Annotated in this window: 17 protein-coding genes; 5 read left to right on the forward strand and 12 right to left on the reverse strand. The window is 39.3% G+C overall.

Annotated elements, in window-relative coordinates; translation table 11 throughout:
* Positions 1-8: 8 nt before the first annotated feature.
* From CA265_19695 to CA265_19705, 3 genes are all read right to left on the reverse strand, one after another.
* Positions 9-617, reverse strand: a complete 609-nt coding sequence (locus CA265_19695; protein ID ARS41754.1) for a superoxide dismutase — start codon at positions 615-617, stop codon at positions 9-11.
* 259 nt (positions 618-876) lie between these two features.
* Positions 877-1,344, reverse strand: a complete 468-nt coding sequence (locus tag CA265_19700; GenBank protein ARS41755.1) for a tRNA-specific adenosine deaminase — start codon at positions 1,342-1,344, stop codon at positions 877-879.
* Positions 1,345-1,582: 238 nt separating this feature from the next.
* Positions 1,583-1,918, reverse strand: coding sequence for a tRNA-binding protein (locus tag CA265_19705; protein ID ARS41756.1), 336 nt, complete (start codon positions 1,916-1,918; stop codon positions 1,583-1,585).
* Between the two features lie 190 nt (positions 1,919-2,108).
* On the opposite strand from CA265_19705, the gene CA265_19710 reads away from it, so the two are divergent.
* The 3 genes from CA265_19710 (at position 2,109) to CA265_19720 (ending at position 6,937) form a co-directional block, all read left to right on the forward strand.
* Positions 2,109-3,593 (forward strand): carbohydrate kinase, encoded by a 1,485-nt coding sequence (locus tag CA265_19710; GenBank protein ARS41757.1) that lies wholly within the window; start codon positions 2,109-2,111, stop codon positions 3,591-3,593.
* Positions 3,594-3,665: 72 nt separating this feature from the next.
* On the forward strand, positions 3,666-4,997 hold the full coding sequence (locus CA265_19715; GenBank protein ARS41758.1) for a xylose isomerase: 1,332 nt from the start codon (positions 3,666-3,668) through the stop codon (positions 4,995-4,997).
* 263 nt (positions 4,998-5,260) lie between these two features.
* Entirely contained in the window at positions 5,261-6,937 is a 1,677-nt protein-coding gene (locus tag CA265_19720) for a sodium transporter (protein ARS41759.1), read from the forward strand.
* A 588-nt stretch (positions 6,938-7,525) separates the two neighbouring features.
* Here CA265_19720 and CA265_19725 read toward each other — a convergent pair.
* The 7 genes from CA265_19725 to CA265_19755 all read right to left on the reverse strand — a co-directional run bounded on the left by CA265_19725 (position 7,526) and on the right by CA265_19755 (position 13,654).
* Positions 7,526-7,906 (reverse strand): hypothetical protein, encoded by a 381-nt coding sequence (locus tag CA265_19725; protein ARS41760.1) that lies wholly within the window; start codon positions 7,904-7,906, stop codon positions 7,526-7,528.
* Between the two features lies 1 nt (position 7,907).
* Complete coding sequence (locus CA265_19730; protein ID ARS41761.1) at positions 7,908-9,206, reverse strand: hypothetical protein; 1,299 nt, start codon at positions 9,204-9,206, stop codon at positions 7,908-7,910.
* Positions 9,207-9,233: 27 nt separating this feature from the next.
* Positions 9,234-9,872, reverse strand: a complete 639-nt coding sequence (locus CA265_19735; protein ID ARS41762.1) for an MBL fold hydrolase — start codon at positions 9,870-9,872, stop codon at positions 9,234-9,236.
* A 43-nt stretch (positions 9,873-9,915) separates the two neighbouring features.
* Positions 9,916-10,506 carry a gliding motility lipoprotein GldD gene (locus CA265_19740; GenBank protein ID ARS41763.1) on the reverse strand — a complete coding sequence of 197 codons (591 nt, stop codon included), beginning with the start codon at positions 10,504-10,506 and terminating at the stop codon, positions 9,916-9,918.
* Between the two features lie 74 nt (positions 10,507-10,580).
* Positions 10,581-11,324: a shikimate dehydrogenase gene (gene aroE / locus CA265_19745; GenBank protein ARS41764.1), complete on the reverse strand. Its 744-nt coding sequence runs from the start codon at positions 11,322-11,324 to the stop codon at positions 10,581-10,583.
* A 98-nt stretch (positions 11,325-11,422) separates the two neighbouring features.
* On the reverse strand, positions 11,423-12,190 hold the full coding sequence (locus CA265_19750; GenBank protein ARS41765.1) for a phosphosulfolactate synthase: 768 nt from the start codon (positions 12,188-12,190) through the stop codon (positions 11,423-11,425).
* A 60-nt stretch (positions 12,191-12,250) separates the two neighbouring features.
* Complete coding sequence (locus CA265_19755) at positions 12,251-13,654, reverse strand: hypothetical protein (GenBank protein ID ARS41766.1); 1,404 nt, start codon at positions 13,652-13,654, stop codon at positions 12,251-12,253.
* 250 nt (positions 13,655-13,904) lie between these two features.
* On the opposite strand from CA265_19755, the gene CA265_19760 reads away from it, so the two are divergent.
* Positions 13,905-14,363 (forward strand): hypothetical protein, encoded by a 459-nt coding sequence (locus CA265_19760; GenBank protein ID ARS41767.1) that lies wholly within the window; start codon positions 13,905-13,907, stop codon positions 14,361-14,363.
* Positions 14,364-14,658: 295 nt separating this feature from the next.
* Positions 14,659-14,922 (forward strand): hypothetical protein, encoded by a 264-nt coding sequence (locus CA265_19765; protein ID ARS41768.1) that lies wholly within the window; start codon positions 14,659-14,661, stop codon positions 14,920-14,922.
* A 333-nt stretch (positions 14,923-15,255) separates the two neighbouring features.
* On the opposite strand, the gene CA265_19770 is transcribed toward CA265_19765, so the two are convergent.
* Positions 15,256-17,766 (reverse strand): peptidase M1, encoded by a 2,511-nt coding sequence (locus CA265_19770; GenBank protein ARS41769.1) that lies wholly within the window; start codon positions 17,764-17,766, stop codon positions 15,256-15,258.
* A 249-nt stretch (positions 17,767-18,015) separates the two neighbouring features.
* Positions 18,016-18,897 carry a hypothetical protein gene (locus CA265_19775; protein ID ARS41770.1) on the reverse strand — a complete coding sequence of 294 codons (882 nt, stop codon included), beginning with the start codon at positions 18,895-18,897 and terminating at the stop codon, positions 18,016-18,018.
* Between the last annotated feature and the right edge of the window lie 161 nt (positions 18,898-19,058).

Raw genomic sequence — 19,058 nt, forward strand, 5'->3', positions numbered from 1 at the left:
TGTTTTGCTTATAAAGCTTTTTTGTAAAGCTCAGCAACTGCATCCCAGTTAATTACATTCCAGATTGCCGCTAAATAATCAGGGCGTTTGTTCTGGTATTTTAAGTAATATGCGTGTTCCCAAACATCGATACCTAAAATTGGTGTTCCTTTAACTTCAGCAACATCCATTAAAGGATTATCCTGGTTTGGTGTAGAAGAAACCTGAAGTTTTTTATCAGCACCAACTGATAACCAGGCCCAGCCAGAACCAAAACGGGTAGCACCAGCTTCTTGTAATTTAGTTTTAAGATCAGCAAATGAACCAAAAGTTTCGTTAATTGCTTTAGCTAAATCGCCAGTTGGCTCACCACCTTTATTTGGACCTAAAATGTTCCAGAATAAGGAGTGATTATAGTGGCCACCACCATTGTTTCTAACAGCAGCAGGGAATTTTGAAATGTGTTTTACAATTTCCTCGATGCTCGAAGTCGCCTCTGCTTTACCTTCTAACGCTTTGTTTAGGTTGGTAACGTAAGCTTGATGGTGTTTATCATGGTGGATTTCCATGGTAGTTTTATCAATATGCGGTTCTAATGCATCGGTTGCGTAATGTAACGCAGGTAATTCAAAAGCCATAATGTTTTATGTTTAAAGATTTAAAAATGTTTCTTGTAGCAAATATAACATTAGAACGTTAAGATTTGTTCATGTTATTATCATCAAATCGTTTTCTGTGTATTGTTGTAAAGCCGGGAGGGTTAAAAAGCTGTAAGGTTCAGGGCGATAGCCAAGTGGTTTTTAATGAAAAAATTGATCTTTAATCAATCGTTGATGGTCAATGGTAAATAGCCCATTGTCTATGCACGATAAACCATGAGCCATTAACTCATCTCATCTACCGCTTCTTCGCAAAAAAATCTTTCATCAGCGTTGCACATTCTTCCGCCATTACACCTCCTTTTAATACGGTTTTAGGATGAAGCAGATTTGCATTTTTGGATATAAAGCCTCTTTTTTCTTCGCGGGCGCCATAAACAATGCGACCAATCTGTGTCCAATAACTTGCACCGGCGCACATTACACAAGGCTCGATGGTTACATACAAAGTACAATCCCTTAAATATTTCCCGCCAATGGTTTGTGCGGCAGAAGTAAAGGCCTGCATTTCGGCATGTGCAGTTACATCGTTAAAGCGTTCAGTTAAATTATAGCCACGGCCAATAATCCTGTTTTTACTGACCACGATAGCGCCGATTGGAATCTCATCATCAGCCAAAGCTTTTTTCGCTTCTTCCAAAGCCAATTTCATATAATGGATATCTTCTTCTTCGGGATCGGTATTTTCGAAATTGTAAAAACTCATGAAGCAAATATAGGCTAACACTTCCGAAGTTTAATAAGGCAAAGCGCAAGGTATCTTCAAAGGTCTAGAGCAAACACTTTAATCAGGACTATTTTAGCATGGCCTGGAAAATAACTAGCTTATTTTCCCGCAGATAGGCACTGATGGAAACCGCAGATCAAACAGATTTAAAATTGCTTAAGAAAATCTGCGTTTCTTATCCTTTTAAATCTGCGGGAAATAGGAAAACGTGTGCAAACTAGACCAACTTACTCCCGTTAGGCACTTTACTTTGCACAGCTGTTAATACGATATCGCCGTTTTCATCGGCAAAACCAGTAACTAAAAATTCGGACATAAATTTGCCGATCTGTTTTTTAGGAAAGTTAATCACCCCAACAATCTGTTTTCCGGGTAATTCTTCCAATGTATAATGTTTGGTAATTTGTGCACTGCTCATTTTTATGCCGAATTCACCAAAGTCTACCTTTACTTTATAAGCCGGCCTTCGGGCTTCAGGAAATTCGAAAGCTTCTAAAATGGTGCCCACCCTTAATTCTACCTTTTCGAAATCGCCCCATGTAATCTGTTCCATAAATAACTAATGTATTGATGGCAAAAATATAAATTATTAAATAATTCGTCTTCGTTCCAAAATAAGACAGGTTGCGTTTCAAATGGCTGCATTCAATTCAACAGATTTGATAAAAAATTTGCGATTGATATTTTTCAGGCTATCTTTATGCAACCGTTTGCATAACCAGATATTAAAAGAACATTAAAGCATGTATTTATTAGGGATTGATTTAGGTACCTCATCTATAAAGGTTGCGGTTGTTGATGCAACTACGCAAAGAAACGTAGCCAGCGCTCAGTATCCGGAAGAGGAAACGGCCATCAAATCTTTACAGTCGGGCTGGGCAGAACAATCGCCTAACGATTGGTGGCAAAATGTGCAGCAGGCCATCCTCAAATTAAATTCGACAGGCTTATTTGATCCGAAAGAAATTAAAGCCATTGGTATTGCGTACCAAATGCACGGGCTGGTTGTTGTAGATAAAAACCAGGAGGTACTCCGCGATAGTATTATCTGGTGCGATAGCAGGGCTGTGGAGCTAGGTAATGGTGCTTTTGAGGCGATTGGAAACGAAAAATCGTTAAAACATTTATTAAACTCTCCAGGCAACTTTACGGCATCAAAACTGGCCTGGGTAAAAGCAAACGAACCAGACATCTACAGCCGTATCGATAAAATAATGTTGCCCGGCGATTTTATCGCAATGAAATTAACCGGGGAAATTACAACCAGTATTTCTGCATTATCTGAAGGCATTTTTTGGGATTTTGAAAACCACGAAATTTCTAAAGATGTAATGAATTATTATAGCATTTCTGTCGATCTTATTCCAACCATAAAACCTTTATTTTCGGAGCATGGTTATTTAAAGACTGCTATTGCTCAAGCATTGGGCTTAACAACAGGCATTCCGGTTGCCTATAAATCCGGCGATCAGCCCAACAATGCGCTTTCGCTAAATGTATTAAAACCAGGCGAAGTTGCCGCTACAGCCGGCACATCTGGTGTAATTTATGGGATAAGCGACGGTCTTACTTACGATAAACAATCGAGGGTGAATACCTTTGCGCATGTAACCTTTACGGAGGAGCAAAAACACACCGGCGTTTTACTCTGCATTAATGGCACTGGTAGCATGTACCGCTGGGCAAAACATAATTTCGCACCACAATCTACTTACGCGGAACTGAATAACCTGGCATCTAAAGCACCAATAGGTAGTAACGGTTTAAAAGTACTTCCTTTCGGAAACGGTGCCGAACGGATGTTGAATAATAAATATACCGGAGCCCAGTTATTGGGCATCGATTTAAACCGCCACAATCCATCAGATATTTTCAGGGCAGTACAGGAAGGGATTGCCTTCTCTTTCCGTTATGGGCTGGATATTATGCGCGAAAACGGCATGAAACCTAAAGTAATCAGGGCCGGAAGGGCCAACCTGTTTTTAAGTGATGTATTTGCACAAACTTTTGTAGATGTGACCGGCATTCCGGTAGAACTTTACGAAAACGACGGTAGTGTAGGCGCAGGCATAGGTGCAGGGATAGGTGCGGGGATTTTTAAAAGTGCAGAAGAGGCTTTCAGCAATCACGAAGTAATTAAAACTTTAATGCCACAACATCCGGCAGCATATGAACCAATCTACCAGGATTGGAAAGAAATATTAGAGAAACAGTTAGCAATGGGTTAGTGGCTGATCGTCCATAGCCAGATCGGCTATGAACTGTTGACCAAGAAACCATCAACCAAAAAACAAAAACACATGACAAAAGTAGTAACAGGAGCAACGGAATTTTTCAAAGGCATTGAACAGATCAAATTTGAAGGTCTGGGAAGCGATAATCCATTAGCATTTAGATGGTATGATGCCAACAAAGTAGTAGCGGGCAAAACCATGAACGAGCATTTTAAATTTGCCTGTGCCTATTGGCATTCGTTCAATGGAAACGGTGCTGATCCTTTTGGTGGTGCAACGCACATTTTCCCCTGGGATGAAAAAAAAGATGCAGTAGAAAGGGCAAAAGATAAAATGGATGCAGCCTTTGAGTTTATCACTAAAATGCAGATCCCTTATTATTGTTTCCATGATGTGGATGTGGTAGATTATAGCGATGATATTGCCGAAAACGAACGCAGGTTACAGGCCCTTGTTGAATATGCCAAACAAAAACAGGCTGATAGCGGCGTAAAACTGTTATGGGGAACCGCCAATTTATTCAGCCATAGGCGTTACATGAATGGTGCGTCGACCAATCCCGATTTCCATGTACTGGCACACGGAGCGGCACAAGTTAAAGCAGCTTTAGATGCTACAATTGCCCTTGGTGGCGAAAATTATGTTTTCTGGGGAGGAAGAGAAGGTTATATGAGCTTATTGAACACCAACATGAAACGTGAGCAGGAACATTTGGCAAAATTTTTACATACCGCCAAAGATTATGCACGCAAACAGGGTTTCAAGGGAACTTTCTTCATTGAACCGAAACCATGTGAGCCTTCTAAACACCAATATGATTACGATGCAGCAACGGTAAAAGGCTTTTTACAACAGTACGATCTGTTAGCCGATTTCAAACTAAATTTAGAAGTGAACCACGCTACCCTGGCCGGTCATACTTTCCAGCATGAATTACAGGTTGCCGTAGATAATGGCTTATTAGGTTCTATCGACGCTAACCGTGGCGATTACCAGAACGGCTGGGATACCGATCAGTTCCCGAACGATATTAACGAACTAACGGAAACCATGTTAATCATTTTAGAAGGTGGTGGCTTACAGGGTGGAGGTGTAAACTTCGATGCGAAAATCCGCCGTAACTCTACTGATCCGAAAGACTTATTCTATGCACATATAGGTGGCATGGACATCTTTGCAAGGGCATTAATCACTGCAGATGCCATTCTTCAAAAATCTGATTACAAAAAAATAAGGACTGAGCGTTACGCTTCATTTGATAGCGGAAAGGGCGCCGAATTTGAACAAGGCAAACTAAGTTTAGAGGACCTGAGAAATTACGCTGCAGAAAACGGCGAACCAGCGGTACTTAGCGGAAAGCAGGAATACCTGGAAAACCTGATCAACAGGTATATTTAAAATTAAAAATCCTGCCGTGGTCTGTGTCCGCACAGGCCACCAGGCTTTAATTTAGAACGATCTGTAGAGACACAGACTCACATCGGTAAAAAATTTATTTCGCCGCAACTTCGGGTTCTTCTTTGCATTCAGAATGACAGCAAGGAGTGAATATTCAAATTAATAAACGTCATTTTAACATTTTTTAATTTAAAAAAAAGCGGAGATTAATTTATGATTTTACTACATTTAGATTTCGAAACCAAATAACCGCTATTATATTAATGAAAAACAATTTATTGGACACGAAGGATTACATTGTATTTGCAATCTACTTCGTTATTGTGGCTGCTTACGGTCTGTACATCTACAACAAGAAAAAATCCGCATCCACAGGCTCAAAAGATTATTTCTTAGCTGAAGGTTCACTTACATGGTGGGCAATCGGTGCATCTTTAATCGCCTCTAATATTTCTGCAGAGCAGTTTATCGGCATGAGCGGATCGGGCTTTAAGATGGGATTGGCAATTGCAACTTACGAGTGGATGGCTGCCCTTACACTGGTTATTGTTGCTGTTTTTTTTATTCCGGTTTACCTGAAGAACAAAATTGCCACAATGCCTCAGTTCTTACACCAACGTTACAACGGAACGGTGGCCATGATTATGGCTGTATTCTGGTTATTGTTATACGTAGTGGTAAACTTAACTTCAATCCTTTACTTAGGTGCTTTAGCTGTTAGCAGTATCTCTGGATTCGATTTAACCTTCTGTATGTATGCCATTGCAGCTTTTGCCATTGTAATTACCCTAGGTGGAATGAAAGTAATTGGTTATACCGATGTGATTCAGGTATTTTTCTTAATTCTGGGCGGTTTGGCCACGACATACCTGGCCTTAAACCTGGTTTCTACCCATTATGGTACCTCAGGTATTTTCGAAGGCTATAGCCTGATGACCTCAAAAGCATCAGAACATTTTCACATGATCTTAAAACCTGACAATGAGAATTACATTGATTTACCAGGACTAAGCGTATTAGTAGGTGGTATGTGGATTGTAAACCTTAACTATTGGGGTTGTAACCAGTACATCACGCAACGTGCTTTAGGTGCAGATTTAAAAACGGCCCGTGGTGGTATTTTGTTTGCGGCGTTCTTAAAGTTATTAATGCCGATTATTGTGGTATTACCAGGTATTGCTGCTTATGTATTGTATAAAGACGGCGCTTTCCAATCGGAGATGTTGCAGGATGGGTCTGTTAATCCGGATCGTGCTTACCCGGTTTTGTTAAACTTATTACCTGCCGGATTAAAAGGTTTATCGTTTGCGGCATTAACCGCAGCGGTTGTAGCCTCATTAGCGGGTAAAGCAAACAGTATTGCAACCATTTTTACATTAGATATTTATAAAAAAGTATTAAAAACCGATGCTTCTGAAAAGAACCTCGTTTTTACAGGTAAAATTGCCGTAGTTGTAGCCATGGTATTGGGTGTTGTTATTGCACCATACTTAGGTATCGATAAAAAAGGCGGATTCCAGTATATCCAGGAGTATACAGGTTTTGTGTCTCCAGGTATATTTGCCATGTTTATTCTTGGTTTCTTCTGGAAAAGAGCTACCTCAAACGCAGCGCTATTCGCCACTGTTGGTGGTTTCGGATTATCGTTATTATTAAAGGTTCTTCCTACTTGGACCGATCTTTCCTGGTTATCAGGAATGGGCTTCTCGGTTAAAAACGGAGTTGGTGTTTACGAAATTCCTTTCTTAGATAGAATGGGTTTTGTATTCGTATTCTGTGTGATTGGTATGGTCATTATTAGTTTGTTCGAAAACAGAAATGGTGTTAATCCAAAAGGTCTGGAAATCGATTCGAAAATGTTCAAAACCACCACAGGTTTTGCTGTTGGTTCGTTAATTATTATCGGTTTATTGGTAGCCCTTTACAGTGTATACTGGTAGGAAATATCTTTTTATTATAATTTCTAAAGCTTTTCTGGAAACAGGAAAGCTTTTTTGTTTTGATACAAATCGGTCATTTTCATCAGTAGTTATTTTTTTTTTTAAAAAGCCTATTTGAGCAAATTATGAAAGTGATCTTTTTTGGAAAGAAGGTACAGCAGCATTAAACAATGATAGTCCTGCTCTCCGTTCTTTCTGATGCTAATGTAGTGCCGATTTATCGGTAAAGGATCAGAACCACTTCGATCAGGTTTGGGTGGCAAAGAAGGTGCAACTATTTGTGGCTGCAGGGCGTAGCGAATTAGGCGATGAGACCCAAACCATTAATAGCTGTAGAAAAACGCGTTAATTAGCCCTGATTGAAGGGGGATGCCGATTTTTCATCGGCAGGAGCGGAAAGCAGGACTACAGCAACCGATAAGCACTACTGTTGCGCTCCAAGAAAAAATATTTAAATCGCAACACATTGATTTGGTTCGTGGAGACACGAATCAAGGCGTTTGCGAGTGTTTTTAATAGCAAAAGGGGTGCTGACCACACGATAGGAATCTTCGGGACAGCATGACGACTTCTATAGGTTTGAATGAATTATTGCGAACAAGGTCCGTCAGGGATTTCTTTACTGATTTTAAGCACTTTCATCACCACTAAGGTAGAATCGAAATCAGGAGAAACTGTAGCGGTATCAGATTTCGCAAAATAACCTTCTAATTCCACATATACAGGCTCGTAAGGCTTTTCGAAACCCAGGTTGCTATAAGCCAGTTCTAAGTTTTTTACACTGTCGGTAACCCAGTATTCACGCCCATCTTCGCATAAGGTAAACGACTTCATTTCGGGACCAAAACTATATAAACCTTTAACCGTTTTCAGATTACTTTTTTCTCCCTCGGCTTTATCGTTTCTACAAGCTGTAGCGGCTACGCCAAGGAGCACAACGAGTACAATTGCTTGTTTAAATAACTTCATTTTATATAGTTTGATTAATTTGATCTATCTTTTTAACACTTAAATTGGATGACAAAGCAGATGCCAAAAATGAGAAGATGCCTACTGTAACAAAAACTAAAACAAAATCTTTCCATTTTAATCCGATTGGATAAGAACTTACCAGCGTTTTGTTTACTTCATCGCCCATTTTGATAAAACCATAGGTGTGCTGAAAATAATAAAATATGAGGCCAATAATTAAGCCCAGCACACAGCCAGACATGGTGATCATCATGCCCTCAAATAAAAATATACGTTTGATTAATTTCTTACCTGCGCCTAAACTGCTCAGAATGGCTACATCCTTTACCTTATCGATTACTAACATGGTTAACGACCCTATGATATTAAATATAGCAATAATCAGGATAAAAGTAAGAATAATATAAACGGCCCATTTTTCGGTATTTAAAATGTGGTAGAGTGATTTATTTTGTTCGGCCTGATTTCTGACCTCATAATCTTTACCTGCTTTTTCAATTACCTCTTTTTGAAAATCGTCTACATCAACGCCAGGCTGGAGATTGATCTCTATTGCAGACACTTTTTTATCTTCGCCCAAAAGTTCACGCGCAAAATTTAAGGGTACAATAATGCCATTATCGAAATCTTGCTGTACTTCAAAAACACCGCTTACCCGAATGTTCTTCACCACAAAATCGTCGGCCGGGTTTAAGGTATTGGCCGCGATATCTTTCTTTGGCGAATAAATCTCTAATTCCGTAAAGGGATCAACCGTATTTACCGCTAAATAACTCTGCAGGGCAGACCCAATTACCGCATTATCGCCGCTTCTGTTATGCAATATAAAGTGGCCTTCTTTAATGGTGCTATCTAATTTGGCATTTTTCAAATAATCTAAACTTACCCCTTTAACCATTCCAACGGCCTGTTTGTTGTTATATTTTAGTAATGCATTTTCCTGCAGGACCTCCGTAAAAGCGGCCACGTCCTTATTTTTTCGGAGTGCATTAAAATAAGTTGTATTTGGATCAAAAGTTTTCCCTTTAACCGGGGTAATGGCAATTTGCGGGGTAATGGTATCGAACATGTTTAATACCACAGTTTCTAAACCGTTAAATACCGAAAGGATAATAATTAATGCAGCACTACCAACCATTACACCTACCATTGATATGCCCGATATCAGGTTAATGGCATTGGTTGATTTTTTGGCAAAAAGATACCTTTTGGCAATATAAAACGATGTATTCACAGCGGCAAAGATAGTTAAAATGTAAGATGGATGAGGTAAGACGGAAGATGTATGTAAAACCATTTTACATATTCAATCTTACATTTTACATCAAAAAAACGGGTTATGTTGTTTTTCAAAACCAATGCTTGTGGCTGGTCCATGGCCAGGATAAACTTTGGTTTCATCAGGTAAGACAAACAGTTTATCGGAAATGTTTTGGATTAATTGCTGATGATTACCTCCTGGTAAATCGGTACGCCCAATGCTACCATAAAAAAGCACATCACCACCTATTAAAATATGATCGGCTGCACTGTAAAAACAAAGGTGCGCTGGTGAATGCCCCGGAGCAAAAATTAGGGTGAGTGTGCTATTGCCAAAAGAAACAGTTCCTGTTTCGGGCAAAAAGGTATCCGGCAAGGGAGATATAGCATAACGGGTAAAACCCATTGATGGTGCATAACCGGGAACGGCATTTAAAATGGGTAGTTCGCCCTGATGAAACTGTGGTTTTAGGCCATAGGTTTCGAACACAAATTTATTGCCGAAAACATGATCGAGATGGCAATGTGTATTGAGCAACAAAACCGGTTTTAAACCTTCATTTTTGATGAAAGCGGCCAATTCATTTTGCTCAAAACCCTCGTACATACCCGGATCGATAATAACACATTCTTTGGTTTCATCGTAAAGCACATAGGTATTTTCGCTGTAAGCGTTAAAGGTGAAGGTTTTTATGGTAATCATAAGTTTTAGAAAAAATCCTGCTTCCAGGATAACAAATAATAAATTAATTTTTCCACCTGAAGGTAGAAATCAGGGTATCGATATCCTTTTTAATAAATTTAACAACGGGTTCAATGGAATCGTATTGTGGGCGCTCATTAAAATATAAAGCCCCTCTAAAATAATGTTTAGCGCTATCGGTTAAAAAAAACTGAACAGAAGAAGCTGTATTTCCTTCAATGGCATAATAAATACCATAAACCTGGTGTTCAGGGTAATTAATGAGCTTCTGATCAATTGCGCTTGCTTTTATCGTGTGTTTAAAGGCCAGTTTTCGGGCATCTTCTACCATTTCATCATATTCGCCTTTACCCGAAACATCGTAATAAGTTAAATGCAAAAAGCCATTAAACTGCTTAAAGTGCAAATTGTACCAGTTTTTTTGGGCATCGCGACTTTGATCCTGCTCTACCGCTGCATAAGTTGGGTATTCGAAAGTAAAGGGAACTGGCTTGGTAAATGTGGTGTAGTCTTTTTTAGGGAATACAATCCTGAAATATGCTTTTGGCTTTGGACTATAATCGTGGTTCTGACAAGCTGTTAGGAACAAAAGCAGGACAAAAGGTAAAAGAATAATCAATTGTTTTAATTTCATAACATTCTATCAAAGATTGCCTGCCTGCTTCAGGCGGGCTTCGTCGTTCCTCCTCGCAATGACGATAAGTTAGATTATTTATTCCAGATTGCCCAGGCCTTTTCTGCTTGTTTGTACAGCATTTCCAAACCGTTTTTAATGGCTGCACCACGTTCGGCGGCTTTGGCCAAAAACGCCGTCTCCAGCGGATTATACACTAAATCGTAGGCTAAATATCCCGGCCCAAGCAAGCTGTAATCAATTTCTGGAAAGGTATCTACATTTGGCGACATCCCCAAAGGTGTGGTATTGATCAGTAACTGGTGTGAGGCCAAAATCTCCGGGCTAACTTCCGAATATAGAATAGCACCTGGAACAGCCGTTCGCACCACCAGCTGATATTGGATATTTAATTTTTCTAAAACATACTTAACCGCTTTTGCCGCACCGCCATCGCCAAAAACAAGTGCTTTTGTATGTTGCGGCCCTAACAATGGCTTAAGCGATTCTTCAAAGCCATATGCATCGGTATTGTAGCCTTTAAGATAGTTTTTCCCTTCAAAACTTTTGATCGAAATACAATTTACAGCACCAATTTTCTCTGCAGCTTCATCTACTTCATTTAAATAGCAAAGCACGTTTACTTTATGCGGAATAGTTACATTAAGGCCACACAGCGACGGATTTTCATTCAGCAGATCGGGCAGCGATTTAATATCGGCAATAGGGAAAAGCTCATATTGATGTCCGGCTATGCCTTCATTTTGAAATTTTTCTGTGAAATATTTTTTCGAGAAAGAATGAGAAAGCGGATATCCGATTAAGCCGTATGTTTTCATAAGCGTATTTACGTCATTGCGAGGCACGAAGCCATCTTAACGCGATAGAAATACTACCAACAGATTGCTTCGTACCTCGCAATGACGATTTTTGTCTTTTATTTTACTTGGTTCAGAAAATAGTCAAAAGTATCTCCACGTAGTCCTAAACGAATAGTTTCTAAAGGAATTACTTCTGCCGGGGCAATATTACCAAGATTTACATTGCTACCGATTAATTTAATAAACCAAACTTGTTGTTCTTTTTGAGGAGCCTCCCAGATAATGGTTTCTTCAGGAATCTGCGTTAGAATTTCATCAACCAGTCCTTCACGCACTTCGCCGCTACCCCGGTAAATACCTACATTACCGCCTTCGCGGGCTTCGGCAATTACCTTCCACGATCCTGCTTCGATTTCGGCCTGCATTAATTTAATCCACTTGTATGGGGCAAATATTTTAGCGGCATCTTTACTGCCCACTTCAGAAATAACGGTTACCTGTTTAGCCAGTTCACGGATAAACTCACATTTTTTATCGTGCTCAATTTCGATAGAACCATCAGAAACTTCTGCATATTCCATCCCGTATTGATCTAATACACGCTGATAATCTGAAAACTGGTTACGGATGATAAAGGCTTCAAATAATGTTCCACCGAAATAGGTAGGAATGCCTGCACTTTTATATAAAGCTAATTTTTCTTTAAGGTTTGGTGTTACGTGTGATGTGGCCCAACCTAATTTTACGATATCTGTATGTACGCCGGCAACTTCAATAAAATCTTCAACCTGGCGTAGGCTCAATCCCTTATCCATAACCATTGTTAAGCCTTTTTGGCGTGGTTTAGCTGGACGTTCGGGAACGTTTAATAATGGATAATTCATATGCGTACAAAAGTGAAAAAAATTTTGAGATTTATTTGTTAAATTTTTCTCACAAGGTCGTTACCTTATATATCTGTTTATAACGTTCAAAATGGCACTATTATCCTGCAATTGTGGCAAATATTCAAATAAAATATAGTGTTTATCAGGGTCAGTTGTTAAAGCCGTTTCTAAATATCCCAGCGCATCGCTATAGTTCCCTAAGGCAAAAAGATAGGCTACCATCCGGTAATACAGTTCTGCTGCTTCGGGGTTATTCTTAATCGCCTCAGCCATCGTTTCCGAGGCTTCCAGTAATTTGCCCTGCTCATAAAGTACGGTACTAAAATCTAACCAGGCTTCAATATCTAAAGGATTAAACTCCAATACTTTTTCATAAGCTTCGATCGATTCATCAATCTGGCCTAATTTGTAATAAGCATCGGCCATGGCAAACCAGAAATCAGGATTTTCAGCTTCTAAATCGATTGCTTTTTTATAAAAATGCAAGGATTCGAAATAACGTTCTTCAAAATTCAGCGTAACACCAATCCCAAACCAGGCATCTGCCATTTTAGGATCCATTTTTACCGATTTTTTGTAGTATGAACGGGCTTCGTCCATTTTTTCCAGTTTTTCGTAACATTCACCAATGGCGCAATAAGTATCAGCATTGGGTTGTTCGTATTCGAAAGTCTGTTTGTAAACCTCTATGGCCTCGTCATATTTATCGAGTTGAACCAAAGCATTGCCTTTATTGAAATACGCCGAGCTAAAATCCTCTTTAATGAGAATCGCATAATCATATGCGTCGATCGCTTTTTCGAAAAGGTTCAACTTGTGGAAACTGTTGCCTAAATTATACCAGGCCGCATAAGAATACGGATCGGTATCGATGTATTGCTGATAAAACTTAATACTTTCTTCTTGTTTATCTAACACATCGTAACAGAAAGCCAGCTCATACAAACCATCCTGGTTTTCCATATTCTGCTCTAAACTGAGTTTAATATAGGTAATGGCGCTTTCATAATCGCTCATGCTCTGGTAAACATAAGCCATTTGCAATAAAATCTCATCGGTACTTTCGGCCAGTCCCAAAGCTTTTTCATAATTTTCCAAAGCCTCGTCAAAACGTTCGGTATTTTGAAAAATATTACCGCGAAGCAAATAAATATCTGGTTCAGACGGTTCTAAAAGCTCGGCTTTCTGCAAAGCAATAAAAGCCTTTTCGTGGTTGTTGGTTAAAATGTAAAGGTGAGCCTGTTTGATTAAAAACACAGTAGCATAAGGGTGTTGACTGATTGCAAAATCAACTACCTGCAAAGCTTTGACCGGATCATTTTTCTCAATGTAGAAATCTACAATGTATTCGAATGCCCCTGCATCGAAGAAATACTGATCCTGGTTGCGGAGCATTTCTTCGTAACGTTCTACCGAGCGTTGTGCATCTTCGTTGGATTCAAAAAAGAATTCTTCTTCCATATATTATACTATTAAAGAACCGTGCCAATTAGCAGAAAAACACATTATAAGTTTACAAGTTTTAATTATCCGTTTTTAAAATAATTATTAACATCAATCGGTTAAAACAGCGTAAATAGCTGACTATAAAGCGTATTGACTGTGATTAAGATGTGTGGATAATCGATAGATTTTGTGCAACATCGCGGTTCCTTTTCCCTTCTTTGACAAAAATACTATAAATTTATGGTATATACGTAATGAAGAAGTCATGAAAGGATTAGTCATTTTTGCCCTGTTTTTATGCTGTTTTGCTACAAATGGCTTTGCACAAAGCGATGAGGAAAGCGCCATCAAAAAAACCATCAACAATCTTTTTACCGGGATGAAAAGTGGAGACAGCACCTTAACCCGAAGCGCCTTTGCACCAGCAGCGATCATGCAAACCATCGCCAACAAAGCCGGTAAAGTAAGTGTCCGCACAGAATCTGTTAACGACTTTATCAAATTTATTGCCACTCCGCACCAGGAAAAGTACGATGAGCGTATTGTTTTTACGAAAATATTAATCGATGGTCCCTTGGCCGCTGTTTGGACAGACTATAAATTTTATCTCGGCGAAAAATTTAGTCATTGCGGGGTTAATTCTTTTCAGCTGGTAAAAGGAGATCAGGGCTGGCAGATTGTTTATATTATCGATACCAGGAGAAAGGATAAGTGCAACGAGTGATTTTTATAGATAAGTTATTCTTGGTTTTTGGAAAGCAAAACCAGGAGCTAGGTTATTGTTAGTCGGGCTTTTCGTTATAGTCCCGATTTTGAATAAAAATCGGGAGCTGCCACTGCAATCCCGTTTAGTTACCTGGGTTTGTGCTGCTATTTGGGGCTGGATTGGCCACCACTCGCTGTTCATAAACCTGATAGAACGGAAAGCCCGCAGCGAAGCATGAGTGAGGACTTGAAGGGATAGCAGGGCTACCGGCAGCCACAGGCACGGAACTGTTTATTTCCAAAATCTACAAATAATGCTACCAACTATAAATCGGTTTTCAATTCTATATTTCATGTTTGTTTTTTGGAAAGCAAAACCTGTAGCTTGGGTGAATGTTAGTCGGGCTTTTCGTTACGGTCCCGATTTTAAAGGAAAATCGGGAGCTGCCACTGCAATCCCGTTTAGTTACACAGGTTCGTGCTGCTATTTTGGGCTGCATTGGCCACCACTCGCTGTTCATAAACCTGATAGAACGAAAAGCCCGGAGCGAAGCATGAGTGAGGACTTGACGGGATAGCAGGACTACCGGCCGCCACAGGCACGGAACTGTTCATTTCCAAAATCTATAAATAATGCTACCAACTATAAATCGGTTTTCAATTCTATATTTCATGTTTGTTTTTTTTTGGAAAGCAGAACCTGTGTCTTAGCTTAATGTCCGTCGGGCTTTTCGTTATAGTCCCGATTTTGAAGGAAAATCGGGAGCTGCCACTGCAATCCCGTTTATAAAACACCTGTTTCTGCTACTGTTCAGGGTTGCTAGTGCACAAACCGTTTAGCAGGAAGGATTGGGAATAGAAAGAGCCGGCGATGTTTCCATGCCAGCTCTTTTCTAGATGAGATTTACCATTTATTCTTTTTCCAGATCTGCTGCGCCTTTTTTAAATAATTCGGCCTGCTTGCTCAGGTTTGCTTTTGCTTCACCGCTTACCGCAGCAGCTTGCTGTGTTTTAGCCTGCGCAGCTGCAGCATAGGCACCGGCAAGTTGTTTATTTAAATAGCTTTGTAATTTTAACCTTTCGATGGCGCTGCTAATGTTCATTATACCCTTTTCGGTAACCACAGGGTTATTATTCGCCCTCAGATACTGAAAATACTGACCAACTACAGCGAAAACTTTATTCTTATCGCCTGTTAGCATTACATTATCATAAAATGCCTGATATTCATCCTTAGGTTCGTTAATGTATAACAATGCAATTGATGGTGCAATGTGTGCTTTCGTATCTTCATCTAACAATGCTACCGCCGCGATACTCTCTTGCGGTGCCAGTTTAGACAAACCATCAACACCTGCAGCAATTACCTTATACGATCTGTCTTTTAGACTTGCCAACACTAAAGTTTTATAAGCCTGATCGCCGGTTTCAGCCAATTTCACAATGGCAGCTGCTCTTACTTCGGTATTTTTATCCGTTTTAGCAATCTGCAGTAAAATAGGCAAAGCTGCTGCTTTAATCTGAGCATCTGCTAAGTTAATGCCATCGATACTTAAAGCACGTAAATCTGCCGATTTATCTTTTAAACCTTCTAACAGCACCAGCTGACCGCTTTTAGCTTTGCTCTGCATAATAAATTGCAGGGCTTCAATTCTATTGGCATAACTCGGGGCATTTTTGTATTGGAAATAATAGTTTTCAGCAGTTTTATTGTCGTTGGTTTCGCCCACTAAAATTTTATCTGCATCAAAATCGATTAAATCGGGTTTAGCACTCACCTCAAAACTAAAATTCTGCTCACGGCTATTGATCAGGATTTCTTTTCTGATTTTTTTCCCGCCGGCATAAATATCAACTTTGATCGGCAGGGTAAAGATCTGCACGCTAGCATCTTGTGTTTGTTTAACCTTAATCGTCGCTTTACCGTTTTCGTAACCGTAATCGATACTTAAAACCGGGTGACCTCCATTGTAATACCACTGATTAAAATAAGGGCTCCAATCTTTTCCGGTAACCTCTTCCATGGCTAAACGCAACTGGTGTGTTTCGCCATTTTTAAGTGCATTGGTAGTGAGGTAACGGTTAAGCGATTTGTAGAAGGCGGCATCACCCATCTGATTTTTTAAAGCATATAAAATAATCGATCCTTTGGAGTAACTCACATTATCGAACATATCTTCTTTATCGCCATAATGAAAACGTGCCAATACCGGGCTTTCTCCATTTTTTGTCGATCCTAAATAAGACTGCAATTTACTGTAACGCGATTTATCTTCCGCATCCTGCCCTTCATCATGCCCATGCCAGATCACTTCGCCAAAGGTGGCAAAAGATTCGTTCATGGTTAAGTTAGACCACGACTCTGCGGTTACGTAATCGCCAAACCATTGGTGAAAAAGTTCATGTGCAATAGTTCCTTCTTCATTTTCATCCAATAACTCACGATCGGTTTTTTGCACCTGCTCGCCGTGTAAAGTAGCCGTAGTATTTTCCATTGCGCCCGAAACGTAATCTCTGGCGACCACTTGTGCATATTTGTTCCATGGATAATCTACCCCTAACAAATTGCTGTAAAACTGGATCATATCCGGCGTTTTGCCAAAAATTTGCTTCGCATAAGGTGCAAATTTTGGTTCCAGGTAATAACTAACTTCCTTGCCTTTATAGGTATCTTTTGTTACTTTGAATTCACCCACAGCCATCATAAACAAATATGGTGAGTGGGGAAGATCCATTTTCCAGGTATCAGTCCGGGTTCCATCTGCATTGGCTTTCTGGCTCACCAGTTTTCCGTTAGAAAGTGTGGTGTATTTCGATTTTACCGTGATCGAAATCTCTTCAGTAGTTTTCTGATCAGGCTTATCGATCGTCGGAAACCATGCCGAAGACGATTCCGTTTCGCCTTGTGTCCAGATCTGAGTTGGCTTATTTTTATCTGTGCCATCCGGGTTAATAAAATATAATCCTTTAGCATCGGTTATGGCCGCACTCCCCTTTACTTTTAATTCATCAGGTTTAGCAGTATAAGCGATATACACAGTATACTTTTCGGTATTGGTATATTTTTTATTTAAAGTGATATACAGCTTATTATCATGGTAAACATACTTAAGCGGGGTATTTCCTTTTGCGCCAACCAATGCAACAGTTTTAATATCCATTCCCTGCGCATCGAGGGTTAAAGAGTCTGTAGCGTAAAAATGAGGTTTTAAAGTAAGCCATTCTTTACCGTGAAGGTATCGTTTAGCATAATCAAAAGATACATCGAGTTTGGTATGCACCAGATCGTTAACTTTAGTTGCAGTTACCCGGTAAATATTTAGGTTGTTCGATTTTTCTACAGGCTGTTCCTGCGCAAAAAGTGGATTAGCCATAAAGGCCGAAGCCAGCAGCACGCCACAGGCAATAATTCTTTTATTCATTTTTATGTTGTTACAAATTAGCTTTACTTTAAACACGGCTGTTTGTGCTAAGTAAAAACGCAAATGTAGTCGCCTTTAGTTTGTTTTTACAAATTCATTGAAATATTTAGTTCATGCGCACACTTGCTATTTTTTTAACACCTGAAAAATTGAAGCATTAACAATGAGTGATCTTCCCTGTCAGCCGTTGATTAAAACCTTAACTACCTTAATTTCTCAATGGTTATTGATGACCAATATTTAATAAACCTAATTGGTTGCTACAGGTTTCAACACGTAACCTTTAAGCTGCAGTCCTTTTATCAAGCCTTCGGTACCCACCAAATGACCTGCTCCAACGGCTATAAATAGTGACTGGTTTTGCATCAGGGCCGGTAATTGATCCAACCATCTTTTATTCCGGTTTTTTAAGAGTTCGGTCATAAACTCTTTAGTCTCTTCATCTTGTATTTTAAAGAAATCGGTTAATTTATCGATGTTCTGGGTAAGATAATAGGTTTTTAACTCCTCCATTTTTTGCTTGCTTTTAGCAATTTCTCTCACCGATTTTAAGAGCGCTTTTTTTTGCTTCTGTAAATCGCCGTCAAATAAAAGTGCTGCCTGGTATTCGGCAGTTTCTAATCCGATCAGCGATTTCGCATTTTTTTTGGCATAATTCTGAAAACTATTATCCAGCCCTTCTCCTACATCTTTTAACATATCCGGATTGTCAAAAAGCATGATCATTAACGATACCATTGCCGGTTTATAATTATTGAGTTCCTTTAATTCAAACCCTGGTTGCCTGGTTTTAAAGTAGTCTTCTACCTCTTTAAATTCTGCTTTTGTCAATAAACTATCAAGTGTATTGTTTTTCATCATTAAAAATGGCGCCATCCTCTTTTGTATGGTACTGTCCATTACAATTTCCCCTACTACCGCATCGGCCGATTTCAATTTCTCTTGCAAAACTTTCATGGTATCCGCAAATTTTGCAGGTATCAGGTGATGTGTTCCAAATAAATAAGACGTTTTTTTTAATCCGTTACCAGAAATTTCCCACAACAGTGAGTTCGAACCCTTTGTGGTTTGCGCACAGAGCACAGTGCTGAACCCCAGAAAAATGATCAGTAATACTTTTATATTTTTCATTCTATTTTTTGTTAGGTAGTTGTTTTATTTTATCGGCATTATTTTGGAAAACTACATTAATTTACACCGCAAAACAAAAAATACTAATTTGACATCCTCTTTTATTTATCCTGTTATCTTTAAAGCAAGGTATTAAAGATTGTAGCAATTTAAGAACCTGA

This window comes from Sphingobacteriaceae bacterium GW460-11-11-14-LB5 (assembly GCA_002151545.1).
Taxonomy (GTDB): Bacteria; Bacteroidota; Bacteroidia; order Sphingobacteriales; family Sphingobacteriaceae; genus Pedobacter.